Source organism: [Mycobacterium] fortunisiensis, assembly GCF_019050325.1.
Classification (GTDB): Bacteria; Actinomycetota; Actinomycetes; order Mycobacteriales; family Mycobacteriaceae; genus Mycobacterium; species Mycobacterium fortunisiensis.
Genome location: NZ_VOMB01000001.1, coordinates 91885 through 103704 on the forward strand (window position 1 = coordinate 91885; position 11820 = coordinate 103704).

The 11820-nt window shown below is 66.7% G+C and carries 13 protein-coding genes and 2 pseudogenes; 10 read left to right on the forward strand and 5 right to left on the reverse strand.

Going from position 1 to position 11820, the window contains the following annotated elements; genetic code table 11:
• Positions 1–31 precede the first annotated feature (31 nt).
• On the reverse strand, positions 32–142 hold the full coding sequence (locus FR943_RS00405) for a hypothetical protein (RefSeq protein ID WP_003883225.1): 111 nt from the start codon (positions 140–142) through the stop codon (positions 32–34).
• Positions 143–268: 126 nt separating this feature from the next.
• Here FR943_RS00405 and FR943_RS00410 point away from each other — a divergent pair, with 126 nt between their 5' ends.
• Positions 269–952, forward strand: coding sequence for a TetR/AcrR family transcriptional regulator (locus tag FR943_RS00410; RefSeq protein WP_217154353.1), 684 nt, complete (start codon positions 269–271; stop codon positions 950–952).
• A gap of 8 nt (positions 953–960) precedes the next feature.
• On the forward strand, positions 961–1734 hold the full coding sequence (locus FR943_RS00415; protein WP_217154354.1) for an SDR family oxidoreductase: 774 nt from the start codon (positions 961–963) through the stop codon (positions 1732–1734).
• A gap of 1 nt (position 1735) precedes the next feature.
• Here the strand turns inward: FR943_RS00415 and FR943_RS00420 are convergent, their stop codons facing one another.
• Complete coding sequence (locus FR943_RS00420) at positions 1736–2110, reverse strand: DoxX family protein (protein WP_217154355.1); 375 nt, start codon at positions 2108–2110, stop codon at positions 1736–1738.
• 98 nt (positions 2111–2208) lie between these two features.
• Between FR943_RS00420 and FR943_RS00425 the strand changes: the two genes are divergently transcribed.
• On the forward strand, positions 2209–3093 hold the full coding sequence (locus tag FR943_RS00425; RefSeq protein ID WP_217154356.1) for a sigma-70 family RNA polymerase sigma factor: 885 nt from the start codon (positions 2209–2211) through the stop codon (positions 3091–3093).
• Between the two features lie 9 nt (positions 3094–3102).
• The gene (locus tag FR943_RS00430; protein WP_217154357.1) at positions 3103–4821 is read left to right on the forward strand and encodes an acyl-CoA dehydrogenase; all 1719 of its coding nucleotides are present in this window, start codon (positions 3103–3105) and stop codon (positions 4819–4821) included.
• Positions 4822–4828: 7 nt separating this feature from the next.
• Here FR943_RS00430 and FR943_RS00435 read toward each other — a convergent pair whose 3' ends face one another.
• A complete protein-coding gene (locus FR943_RS00435) occupies positions 4829–5920 on the reverse strand; it encodes an alcohol dehydrogenase catalytic domain-containing protein (protein ID WP_217154358.1) in 1092 nt (363 codons plus the stop codon).
• A 26-nt stretch (positions 5921–5946) separates the two neighbouring features.
• Here FR943_RS00435 and FR943_RS00440 point away from each other — a divergent pair, with 26 nt between their 5' ends.
• Positions 5947–6411 (forward strand): acyl-CoA thioesterase, encoded by a 465-nt coding sequence (locus tag FR943_RS00440; protein WP_217154359.1) that lies wholly within the window; start codon positions 5947–5949, stop codon positions 6409–6411.
• Complete coding sequence (locus FR943_RS00445; RefSeq protein WP_217154360.1) at positions 6380–6817, forward strand: SRPBCC family protein; 438 nt, start codon at positions 6380–6382, stop codon at positions 6815–6817. Before FR943_RS00440 ends, FR943_RS00445 begins: the two co-directional genes overlap by 32 nt.
• Here the strand turns inward: FR943_RS00445 and FR943_RS00450 are convergent, their stop codons facing one another.
• A complete protein-coding gene (locus FR943_RS00450; protein ID WP_217154361.1) occupies positions 6818–7120 on the reverse strand; it encodes a hypothetical protein in 303 nt (100 codons plus the stop codon). It lies immediately after the preceding gene.
• A 131-nt stretch (positions 7121–7251) separates the two neighbouring features.
• The gene (locus tag FR943_RS00455; RefSeq protein WP_217154362.1) at positions 7252–7941 is read right to left on the reverse strand and encodes a GntR family transcriptional regulator; all 690 of its coding nucleotides are present in this window, start codon (positions 7939–7941) and stop codon (positions 7252–7254) included.
• 127 nt (positions 7942–8068) lie between these two features.
• Between FR943_RS00455 and fadD5 the strand changes: the two are divergent.
• The 4 genes and pseudogenes from fadD5 to FR943_RS00475 all read left to right on the forward strand — a co-directional run.
• Positions 8069–9767, forward strand: a pseudogene (gene fadD5, locus FR943_RS00460) (fatty-acid--CoA ligase FadD5).
• A gap of 150 nt (positions 9768–9917) precedes the next feature.
• Complete coding sequence (locus FR943_RS00465; protein WP_067768338.1) at positions 9918–10718, forward strand: MlaE family ABC transporter permease; 801 nt, start codon at positions 9918–9920, stop codon at positions 10716–10718.
• Between the two features lies 1 nt (position 10719).
• On the forward strand, positions 10720–11589 hold the full coding sequence (locus FR943_RS00470; protein ID WP_217154364.1) for an ABC transporter permease: 870 nt from the start codon (positions 10720–10722) through the stop codon (positions 11587–11589).
• Between the two features lie 4 nt (positions 11590–11593).
• Positions 11594–11820, forward strand: a pseudogene (locus tag FR943_RS00475) (MCE-family protein MCE1A); the annotation flags it as partial.

Consider the following 11820-nt stretch of genomic DNA (forward strand, 5'->3'; position numbering starts at 1 on the left):
ACGACCCTGGCGTCACTTTGGCGCGCCGAAATCACACCGGGGGATAGGCGGGCGGCGGGTAGACACCGCGCAGACCCCAGGCCAGCCACGGAAAGAAGAAGTCACTCTCGTCGCTGAGGTCGTAGTCGGGATTCGGATCCATGGCCGCAGTCTAGACGCCCTGGGCCAGGGCAGAACAGGGTTGCGGAAGGAATTGCCTACACTCTTCAACCATCTAGTTGATTGATTTCCCGGGCAAGGTCCCGGCGAGGCTGATAGTGAGTGTGCTATGTCATCCGATGCAGAGGGCGGCCGGGGTCGCGCAGGCGCGGCTGCCAACGGGACATCCCGCCGCGACGAGCTGCTGACCGTGGCGGCCAAACTGTTCGCGGCCCGCGGTTATCACGGCACCCGCATGGACGACGTCGCCGAGGCGGTGGGGCTCAATAAGGCCACGGTCTACCACTACTACTCGAGCAAGTCGCTGATCCTCTACGACATCTACAAGAGCGCGGCGGACTTCACCGTCGAGGCCCTGCACGACGATCCCAGCGCGTCGGCCCGGGAGACCATCTACCACTTCACCCGGCGGCTGCTCGTCGGGATCGCCAACGACCTGGAGCGCGCCGCGGTGTATTTCCAGGAAGGCCCCTATATCGCCGAATGGTTCACCGAGGAACAGGTGGCCTACATCCGCAACGCCGAGACCCAGGTGTACGAGCACGTCCGCGACGTCATCGACCGCGGCATCGCCAGCGGCGAGTTCTACGACTGTGACTCCCACGTGCTGGCCCTGGGCTACATCGGGATGACCCTGGGTTCCTACCGTTGGCTGCGGCCGCACGGCCGGCGCACCGCCGAGGAGATCGCCGTGGAGTTCAGCACGGCGCTGCTGCGCGGCCTGATCCGCGAAGAGAGCGTCCGCACCGAATTTCCGCTCGGTGTCGACCTCGACGTCGACCAGAAAGCGTAGAAGGCGGCATGACTGATCTGTTCCGACTGGACGGCAAGGTCGCCGTCGTCACCGGAGGCGGCCGTGGCATCGGCCTGATGATGGCCCGGGGCCTGTTGCAGGCCGGCGCGTCGGTGTACCTGGCCAGCCGCAAAGAGGCCGAGTTGAGCGCGGCGGTGGACGCGTTGTCCCCGCTCGGCCGGGTCTCTGCGGTGCCGGCCGACCTGGGTACCGCCGAAGGGGTCGCCGCGCTGACCGCCGCGGTCACCGGGCGTGAGGACAAGATCCATGCTTTGTTCAACAACGCCGGCGCGGCCTGGGGCGCACCGTACGACGAGTTCCCGGAGTCGGGGTTCGACAAGGTCTACGACGTCAACGTCAAAGGCGTTTTCCTGCTGACCCGCGCCCTGACCCCGTTGCTGAATGCCGGTGCCACCGAGGATGATCCGGCCCGCGTCGTCAACACCGGCAGCATCGACGGGATCGTCGCCCCCGAGAAAGGGCGCGACAACTTCTCCTACAGCGCCAGCAAGGCCGCCGTGCACATGCTGACGAAGCATCTCGCCGGTGAGCTCGCCCCCAGGATTCTCGTCAACGCGATCGCGCCGGGCCTGTTCGAATCCCGGATGACCAAGGAGATGCTGCGTGCCGGCGCCGATGCCGTCGGGTCGGCCCTGCCTCTCGGGCGAATCGGGCAACCCGACGACATCGCCGGCATCTCGGTGTTCCTGGCCAGTCGCGCCAGCGCCTACATCACCGGCGCGGTCATCCCGGTCGACGGTGGCGTGAGCACCATCAGGTGACCTACAGCTGGGTGAACCAGCCCCAGGCCAGGTAAGCGAACATACCGATAAAGACGATGTCGCCGGCCATGTAGAGCCACTCGCTGCGACGGAATCTGGTGGTGGCCGCCCCGGCCATGAACAACGCCAGACCGCAGGCGGCCACCGGGGTCAGCACGGGCGCGATACCCGTCGCGGCGGGCAGGACCAAGCCGAGGGCACCGACCAGTTTGATCGTCGCGATCGCCGTGAGGTGGCCGTCGCCGAAGTCATCGACCCAGTGCTGGTTGCTGCCCAGTGACCGGTACTTCTCCCGCGACATGAACAGCAGGCTGGCCCCGCCGGCGGCGTAGGCCAATGCCGCGATGATGGTGATGATCCAGAGGGTGGTGTGCATTGCTCGCTCCCTTTCGTGGTTACGTCGGTCTTCGTGGTTACGTCGAGCCCTTCCGACTCGTCACCCCTATGACGGATCCGCGCGACGAGAGGTAACGCATGACGCCTGACACATCACTGACCGAGAGCTTCGAGCAACAGCGCCCACGGCTGCTCGCGGTGGCCCACCGCATCCTGGGCTCACGGGCAGACGCCGAGGACGCCGTGCAGGAAGCGTGGCTACGCGTGTCCCGCCAGGAAGCCGGTTCGATCGACAATGTCGCCGGCTGGCTGACCACCGTGGTGGGCCGGATCTGTATCGACATGCTGCGGTCGCGCAGCAGCCGCCCCGAAGTGACCGCCGCCGCCGACATTCCCGACCTGGTCGTCACCGAGGACGTGGACACCCCGGAGGACACCGCGGTGCTCGCGGACTCGGTCGGGCTGGCGATGCTCGTCGTGTTGGGATCGCTGCGCCCCGATGAACGTCTCGCGTTCGTCCTGCACGACATGTTCGCCGTGCCGTTCGCCGAGATCGGGCAGATCCTCGACCGCTCGGGTGATGCCGCCAAGATGCTGGCCAGCCGTGCGCGCCGGAAGGTGCAGGATGTGCCGCCGCCGGCCGGGGACCGGCGCCGCAGGCAGGAGCAGCGCGAGGTGGTCGATGCCTTTCTGGCCGCCGCCCGCGACGGCGACTTCGACGCGCTGCTGCGGGTGCTGGATCCCGACGTCCGCTGGCAGCGGTACACGGCCGCCGGCATGACCGTCGGGACCGGATCGGAGGCCATCGTCGACGCGGTGCGGCGCGGCCAGGGAACCCGCGTCTTGGCCCGGCGCGTGGCGGTGAACGGCGAGCCGGGAATCCTGGCGTGGGGGCCGACCGGGTGTCCGCTCAGCCTCATGGCCTGCACCGTTGAGGCGGGCCGGCTGGTCGGTATCGTGTCGATCGTCGATCCGCGACGGCTGGCCCGGATGTCGCTGCCGGAGCCGCCCGCCGACGATTAGCCTGGCCGCATGAAGTCGACGATCCTCTCGCGCCGAGACCTGGATTTCCTGCTCTACGAGTGGTTGGACGTCGAAAAGCTCACGGCTCTGGACCGATTCGCCGAGCACTCCCGCGAGACCTTCGACGGGGTGCTGGAGCTGTGCGAGCAACTCGCGACGCGCTACTTCGCGCCGCACAACAAGCTGAGCGACGCGAACGAGCCGACGTTCGACGGGCACGCCGTCGCGTTGGTCCCGGAGGTGAAAGAGGCCTGGGACGCGTTCGCCGCAGCCGATCTGATGGCGATGGGGATGGATGCCGAGATCGGTGGCGCACAACTGCCGATGACGGTGGCACAGGCGGCGTTCGCGTGGATCTACGCGGCCAACGTGTCCACCGCGGGCTATCTGATGCTGACCGTCGCCAACGCCAATCTGCTGGCGCACTTCGGCACGCCCGAGCAGATCGAGACGTTCGTCAAACCCATGCTGGCGGGCCGGTTCTCGGGAACGATGGCGCTGTCGGAGACCCAGGCCGGATCGTCGCTGGCCGATATCACCACCCGCGCCGAGGCGCAGCCCGACGGCAGCTACCGGCTGTTCGGTTCGAAGATGTGGATCTCGGGTGCCGAACACGAGATGACCGAGAACATCGTCAACCTGGTGCTCGCCAAGATCCCCGGCGGTCCGGCCGGCACCAAGGGGATCTCGCTGTTCATCGTCCCCAAGTTCCTGGCCGACGGCACCCGCAACGGGGTGGCCATCTCCGGGCTCAATCACAAGATGGGACAACGCGGTATCACCAACACCGTGCTCAACTTCGACGGCGCCGTCGGCTACCTCGTGGGGGAGCCGCACCGCGGCATCGTCTACATGTTCCACATGATGAACGAGGCTCGCCTCGGCGTCGGTATGGCCGCGGTCGCGCTCGGGTACACCGGCTACCTCAAGTCGCTGCAATACGCGCGGGACCGGCCCCAGGGCCGGCCGCTGGGGGTCAAGGACCCGGCGACTCCGCAGGTGCCCATCGTCGAGCATCCCGATGTCAAGCGAATGCTGTTGGCGCAGAAGGCCTATGTCGAAGGTGGGCTGGCGCTGGCGTTGTACTGCGCCAAGCTGGTGGACACCGGTGGCGCCGATGACAACTCTGTACTCGACATTCTCACCCCGGTGGCCAAGAGCTGGCCGTCACAGTGGTGTCTGGAGGCCAACAACCTGGCCATCCAGGTACACGGCGGCTACGGCTACACCCGCGAGTACGACGTCGAGCAGCACTACCGCGACAATCGGCTCAACCCGATCCACGAGGGCACGCACGGTATCCAGAGCCTGGACCTGTTGGGCCGCAAGGTGACCCAGAACGGCGGGGCGAGTCTGGCCGCGCTGGGGGAGCGCGTCGCCGCGACGGTGACAGCGGCCGCGGGCGTGGCCCCCAAGCTGGCGGAACAGCTCGATGACGCCTGGCAGCGGCTGGTCGCGGTCACCGGCGCGATGTTCGCTTCCGGCGACGTCGAGGCCGCGATGGCCAACAGCGCGGTGTACCTCGAGTCGTTCGGGCACATCGTGGTGGCCTGGATCTGGCTGGAGCAGTTACTGGCCGCCGAGGGCCGCACCGGTGATTTCTATGACGGCAAGCGGCAGGCCGCCCGGTACTTCTTCCGGTACGAACTGCCCAGGACCGCACCGCAATTGGCCCTGCTGGAGAGCCTGGACCGCACCACGCTGGAGATGCGCGTGGAGTGGTTTTAGCCTGGTTCTAGCCGAATTCGATGATTTGACGAACAGCCCGACCGTCGGCGAGCGCGTCCATGCCGGCATTGATCTGATCGAGGGTGATCGTGCCGGAGACCAGCGATTCCACCGGCAGTCGTCCGGACCGCCAGAGTTCGACGAAGCGCGGGATGTCGCGGGCCGGTACCGCCGAGCCCAGATAGCTGCCGATCAGTGAGCGGCCCTCGGCCACGAAACCCAACGGCGCCACCGAGATGCGGGCGTCCGGGCGGGGCAGGCCGACGGTGATCGTGCGGCCGCCGGGTCCGGTGAGCGCGATCGAGGTCTCCAGTGCGGCCGGGTGACCCGCGGCTTCGATCACCACGTCGGCCTTCAGGTCGGCGACCTGTTCGGGGGTGTGGGTCTCGTGCACGCCCAGTTCGCGGGCCCGGGTGAGCTTGTCGGGCAGCTGGTCTACGCCGACCACCCGGACGCCGTCGTGGGCCAGTGCGGTCAGCGCGGCTGCCATACCGACACCGCCCAGCCCGACGATCGCCACCGTCTGGCCCGGCTGCGGTTTGCCCACATTGAGCACGGCGCCCCCGCCGGTGAGTACCGCACAGCCCAACAGGGACGCGACGACCGGGTCGACATCGGCGGGCACCGGGACCACCGAGTGCCGGTCGACCACGGCGTGGGTGGCGAACCCGGACACCCCGAGGTGGTGGAACACCGGTTCGCCGTCGCGGGTGAGCCGGATGTCGCCGTTCATCAGGGTGCCGGCGCCGTTGGCGGCCGAGCCGGGACCGCAGGGCGTCAGGCCGTCGGTGGCGCAGGCCGGGCACACCCCGCAGCGCGGCAGGAACGTCATCACCACGCGCTGTCCCACGGGCAGATCGCTGTCACCGGCCTCGACGACGCCCGCGGCTTCGTGGCCCAGCAGCATCGGAACCGGTCGTACCCGGTTGCCGTCGACGACCGACAGGTCCGAGTGGCACAGTCCGGCGGCCTCGATGCGGATCAGCAGTTCGCCGGGACCGGGTGCGGCGAGCTCCAGGTCGCTGACCCGGATCGGTTGCGACTCGGCGTACGGGCGGGCAAGGCCGATGTGCTCGAGGACGGCGCCGCGGATCTTCATGGTGACAAGCCTGTCAGACTGCCGGAATGACCGACGGAGCTGAATTGACCCGCGCAGATTTTCCCCTGCACTGGCCGGTGCTGACCCGATGGACCGACAACGACATGTTCGGTCACCTCAACAACGCGGTGTACTACGAGCTGTTCGACACCGCGATCAATGGGTGGATCAACACCAACTGTGCTGTCGACCCGGTCACCGCGCCGTGGCTGGGGGTGGTCGCCGAGTCCGGTTGCCGGTTCCTGTCCGAGCTGAAGTTCCCGGACCCGCTGGTGGTCGGCCTGGCGGTGGCGCGGCTGGGCAACAGCAGCGTGACCTATCGGCTGGGGTTGTTCGAGCCCGACGGACCGGTGGCGGCGGTGGGCCATTGGGTGCATGTCTACGTCGATCGGGATACACGTCGTCCGGTACCGATTCCCGCCGTGATCCGCGAGCTGTTGCTGTCGATATGCTCGCCGGATGCCACTCGTGAGCAAGACCGTAGAGGTTGAAGCCCCCGCCGAGAAGATCCTGGCGATCGTCGCCGATTTCGAGGCCTATCCGCAGTGGAACCCCGAGATCAAGGGCAGTTGGATCTTGGCCCGCTACGACGACGGTCGGCCCAGCCAGCTGCGGCTCGACGTGGAGATCCAGGGCCAGTCGGGCGTCTTCATCAACGCGGTCTACTACCCCGCCGAAAACCAGATCTTCACCGTGATGCAGCAGGGTGATCACTTCACCAAGCAGGAGCAGCGGTTCTCGGTGGTGCCCCTCGGCGCCAACACCCTGCTTCAGGTCGACCTCGACGTCGAGGTGAAGCTGCCGATCCCGGCCATGATGGTGAAGAAGCTGGCCGGTGACACGCTTGAGCACCTGGCCAACGCGCTCGTCACCCGGGTGCAGCAGCTCTCCGGCTAGCTAGGCTGCACGGTCGGCGGCGGCCGCGCGCAACTCGAACACGCGATTGCGGATGCGGTGCTCGGTGGACCGGGGCATCTCGGCCGGCCGATATCGACCATGCCCGATCCGATAGACCCGGCCGTGGCTCATCTCCCAGCGCAGGGCGTCGGAGATCGTCTTCGATGGTCGGCCGGCGGTGGTGAAGCCCTGATCGTCGAGCGCCTCGACCAGATCGGCGACCGATTGTGCACCCTGCTGAAGCAGCTGCACGGTGAGTACGTAGCGGAGGTTGGTCCCCCGCAGCAGGAGTTTGTCCGCCATGGGGTGACGGTGCCCGAAGGTACTGACAAGTCACACCAGTCACAGATTCCGGCGGGGTATCCGATGGCAGGTCGGCACCCGCCGCCGGAGCCGGGACGCCGAGATCAGCCGGCGACACCGAGACCACCAGCTCAGCCCCACATCCCGATGTCGTCCAGGCGCGCGATGAGCCGCTGGGCGCCGTCGGTGAACTGGCTGCCGTTGAGCTCGACCGCGGCCGCCACGTCCCGCCGGCGCAGCGCCTCGATCAGCAACCGGTGGCTTTCCACGGCTTCGGTGCCCCACTCCGGATCGGTCGAATAGATCAGGGCGGGTAGATACCGCGCCACGTGCAGGAGGAACCAGGCCAGCTTGATCCGGCCGCTGGCGTGGTTGAAGGCGCGGTGAAAGGCGAATTCGGCCGAGGAGATCTCGTCGGGGTCCTGGCCCTCGACGGCGGCCGCGAGTTCGGCATTGAGCTGCTCTAGTTCGTCGACCTCGGCCTCGGTGATGCGCTCGGTCGCAGTGGCGGCCAATTCCCGCGCGATGGTGGCCTGCAGCCAGAAGATGTCCTCGACATCGGTGCGGGTCAACGGCACCACGACGTGTCCACGGTTCGGTTCGAGCTGCACCATCCCCTCGCCGCGAAGCGTGCGCAGGGCCTCGCGCACCGGGGTGATGCTGACTCCCAGCGCGGCGGCAGTCTCGTCAAGCCGGACGAATGTCCCCGGCCGCAGCACGCCGGTCATGATCTCGGCCCGAAGCTGGGCTGCCACCTCGTCGGAGAGTTGTTCGCGCCGTCCTCGGCGACGTTGCACGGCCGTTCTGGCAGGTGCGTTCACGAGTTACCGGGTCGCCTTTCTGGTGGGCTTGTCGCCGAGGCGCCGAGGCCATAGTGTGACCGGGGCAACCCCATGTTTGATCAAATATCAAGTTGATGCAACTCGATTACGATGGAGTACAGATCCGTTGACTGCCGAGCCGTCCCGCACCGAGCCGTCCCCCACTGAGCAGCCGTACCTGGCCCGCCGTCAGAACTGGGCCAACCAATTGACGCGGCATGCACTGATGCAGCCCGAGAAGACCGCGCTGCGGTTCCTGGGCCGCACCACCACGTGGCGCGAACTCGATCACCGGGTGACCCGGCTGGCCGGGGCGCTGAGTCGTCGCGGCGTGGGTGTCGGTGACCGCGTGCTGATCCTGATGCTGAATCGCCCCGAGTTCATCGAGGCGATGCTGGCGGCCAACAAGCTCGGCGCCATCGCGGTGCCGGTGAACTTCCGGATGACCCCGCCGGAGATCGCTTTCCTGGTCAGTGACTGCGATGCCCGTGTCGTGGTCACCGAGCCCGTGCTGGCCGGGGTGGCCACCGCTGTGCGCGATCTCGAAGCCACCCTGGAAACGGTCATCGTTGCCGATACCGCCACCGAGGACGGGGTCCTGGGCTACGAGGATTTGATCGCCGAAGACGGTGCGCCGGTCGCACCCGTCGACATCCCGAGCGACGCCCCCGCACTGATCATGTACACCTCGGGCACCACCGGACGGCCCAAGGGCGCGGTGCTGACCCACGCCAACCTGGTCGGCCAGAGCATGACCAACTTGTTCACCACCGGCGTCGACATCAACAACGACGTGGGCTTCATCGGTGTCCCGCTGTTCCACATCGCCGGTGTCGCCGGCAACGTGAACACCGGCCTGACGCTCGGCCTGCCCACGGTCATCTACCCGCTCGGGGCGTTCGACCCCGGCGCCCTGCTGGACGTGCTGGAGGCCGAGAAGGTCACCGCGATCTTCCTGGTCCCCGCCCAGTGGCAGGCGGTCTGCGCCGAGCAGAAGGCGAATCCCCGCAACCTCTGTCTGCGGGCCCTGTCCTGGGGCGCGGCGCCGGCCTCGGATACTTTGCTGCAGGCGATGGCCGAAACGTTCCCGGGCAGCCAGATCACCGCGGCATTCGGCCAGACCGAGATGTCCCCGGTCACGTGCATGTTGTTGGCGGACGACGCAATTCGCAAACTCGGCTCGGTCGGTCAGGTCATCCCCACCGTCTCGGCGCGCATCGTCGACGAGAACATGAACGATGTGCCGGTCGGTGAAGTCGGCGAGATCGTCTACCGCGCCCCAACTTTGATGGCCGGCTACTGGAACAACCCCAAGGCCACCGCAGAAGCCTTCGCCGGCGGCTGGTTCCACTCCGGGGACCTGGTCCGCCAGGACGAGGAAGGCTACATCTGGGTCGTCGACCGCAAGAAGGACATGATCATCTCCGGCGGCGAGAACATCTACTGCGCCGAGGTGGAGAATGTCCTGGCCGCCCATCCCGCCATCACCGAGGTCGCCGTGATCGGCAGGCACGACGACAAGTGGGGCGAGGTTCCCGTCGCCGTAGTGGCTCTGGCAGCTGTGTCGGATTCGTTGGATCTCACCGAACTCGACGGTTTCCTCACCGAACGCCTGGCCCGCTACAAGCATCCGAAGGCCCTCGAGATCGTCGATGCCTTGCCGCGCAACCCCTCGGGCAAGGTCCTCAAAACCGAGCTCCGGGAACGCTTCGGCTCACCGATCAACGCCCAATAGCGTTGACGTTGGCGAAAGCAGCTCAGCGTCAACGGTTTCAGCAGGTAGCGCCGAGAGTTTGCTAGTGTCGCGTGCTCTCGCTAACGGTTGATGGCACAATCCACCCGATGCGGTGCACGGCCCGGTTTGGATCGGGTACAGTCCGGTGGTCTTACTTACTACTCGTGAGTAGGGAGAGACGGATCACACAAGCTGACAGGCGACGAGGAGGGGGCGTGCGACACGTCCAAGGGGCGCACCGGTGACGGCGCCCGCCGACGGGCTCGTCGGCTACGTACGTGGTCAACTCGAGAAGCCGCTGGCCATGGTCGGTGGCTTCTTCAAGATGAGCGTGCTCACCGGAAAGGCCCTTCTGACACGGCCTTTCCAGTGGAAAGAGTTCGTGCTGCAGAGCTGGTTCCTGATCCGGGTGGCCTTCCTGCCCACGCTGGCGGTGTCGATTCCGCTGACCGTGCTCATCATCTTCACGCTCAACATCCTGTTGGCCGAGTTCGGCGCGGCCGACGTGTCCGGTGCCGGTGCGGCACTCGGCGCGGTCACCCAGCTGGGCCCCCTGGTGACGGTGCTCGTGGTGGCCGGCGCCGGTTCGACCGCGATTTGCGCCGATCTGGGTGCCCGTACCGTGCGCGAGGAGATCGACGCCCTCGAGGTGCTCGGCATCGACCCGATCGAGCGGCTGGTTGTCCCCCGCGTGGTGGCCTCCACCTTCGTGGCCTTCATGCTCAACGGCGCGGTGATCACCATCGGCCTCGTCGGTGGCTTCTTCTTCGGTGTCTACATTCAGAACGTCTCCGCCGGTGCCTACGTCTCCACCCTGACGCTGCTGACCGGATTCCCCGAGGTGCTCATCTCGGTGATCAAGGCGACGTTGTTCGGTCTGATCGCCGGGCTCGTCGGGTGCTACCGGGGCCTGACGGTCGCCGGTGGTTCCAAGGGTGTGGGCACCGCGGTGAACGAGACCCTGGTGCTGTGCGTGGTGGCGCTGTTCGCCGTCAACGTCGTGCTCACCACCATCGGCGTGCGGTTCGGGACGGGACGTTGACATGAGTACCACAACCGTCCTGCGCTCCCGGTTTCCCCGGGCGTTCTCGCGTACCTCCGACATCGCCGGCATCCCGGGCCGATTCCTCGACAGCATGGGCCACGTCGCGTGGTTCGTCGTCCAGGCCATCGGCTCCATCCCGCACGCGTTCCGGCACTATCGCCGTGAAGCGCTGCGCCTGGTCGCCGAGATCGGCATGGGTACCGGTGCCATGGCCGTCATCGGCGGCACGGTGGCCATCATCGGATTCGTCACCCTGTCCGCCGGTTCACTGATCGCCATCCAGGGTTTCGCCTCCCTGGGCAACATCGGTGTGGAGGCCTTCACCGGGTTCTTCGCCGCCTTGGCAAACATCCGCGTCGTTGCCCCGGTGGTCACCGGGCAGGCCCTGGCCGCCACGGTCGGTGCCGGCGCCACCGCGGAGCTCGGCGCCATGCGCATCAGCGAAGAGGTCGACGCCCTGGAAGTCATGGGTATCCGGTCGATCTCGTATCTGGTGTCCACCCGGCTCATCGCCGGCTCGATCGTGATCATCCCGCTGTACGCGATGGCGATCCTGCTGTCCTTCCTGTCCGCGCAGTTCGTCACGACGATCTTCTACTCGCAGTCGGTGGGCACGTACGAGCACTACTTCCATACGTTCCTGCGCGTCGACGACGTGATGTGGTCCTTCCTCGAGGTCATCATCATGTCGATCGTGGTCATGTTGAACCACTGCTACTTCGGCTACTACGCCAGTGGCGGTGCTGTCGGTGTGGGTGAGGCAGTGGGGAGGTCGATGCGAACCTCGTTGATCGCAATCGTGTTGGTGGTCCTGTTGGCTTCGTTGGCGCTCTACGGCACCGACCCCAACTTCAACCTCACGGTGTAGCGGCATGACCCAGCCTCCAGTGCCGCGCGCGCCCCTCAACAAGCCGAAGATCCCGCCGTACAAGCTGGCCGGATTGGTATTCGCACTCGTCAGCCTGCTGGTCCTGACCCTGACCTGGATGCAGTTCCGCGGGACGTTCGAGGAAAAGACGCAGCTGACCGTGTTGTCGGGGCGGGCTGGTCTGTCGATGGATCCGGGTTCGAAGGTGACGTTCAACGGTGTGCCGATCGG

Coding starts and splice junctions, on each gene's coding strand:
- FR943_RS00405 (WP_003883225.1), bottom strand. CDS start 142: ATGGATCCGAATCCCGACTACGACCTCAGCGACGAGAGTGACTTCTTC.
- FR943_RS00410 (WP_217154353.1), top strand. CDS start 269: ATGTCATCCGATGCAGAGGGCGGCCGGGGTCGCGCAGGCGCGGCTGCC.
- FR943_RS00415 (WP_217154354.1), top strand. CDS start 961: ATGACTGATCTGTTCCGACTGGACGGCAAGGTCGCCGTCGTCACCGGA.
- FR943_RS00420 (WP_217154355.1), bottom strand. CDS start 2,110: ATGCACACCACCCTCTGGATCATCACCATCATCGCGGCATTGGCCTAC.
- FR943_RS00425 (WP_217154356.1), top strand. CDS start 2,209: ATGACGCCTGACACATCACTGACCGAGAGCTTCGAGCAACAGCGCCCA.
- FR943_RS00430 (WP_217154357.1), top strand. CDS start 3,103: ATGAAGTCGACGATCCTCTCGCGCCGAGACCTGGATTTCCTGCTCTAC.
- FR943_RS00435 (WP_217154358.1), bottom strand. CDS start 5,920: ATGAAGATCCGCGGCGCCGTCCTCGAGCACATCGGCCTTGCCCGCCCG.
- FR943_RS00440 (WP_217154359.1), top strand. CDS start 5,947: ATGACCGACGGAGCTGAATTGACCCGCGCAGATTTTCCCCTGCACTGG.
- FR943_RS00445 (WP_217154360.1), top strand. CDS start 6,380: ATGCCACTCGTGAGCAAGACCGTAGAGGTTGAAGCCCCCGCCGAGAAG.
- FR943_RS00450 (WP_217154361.1), bottom strand. CDS start 7,120: ATGGCGGACAAACTCCTGCTGCGGGGGACCAACCTCCGCTACGTACTC.
- FR943_RS00470 (WP_217154364.1), top strand. CDS start 10,720: ATGAGTACCACAACCGTCCTGCGCTCCCGGTTTCCCCGGGCGTTCTCG.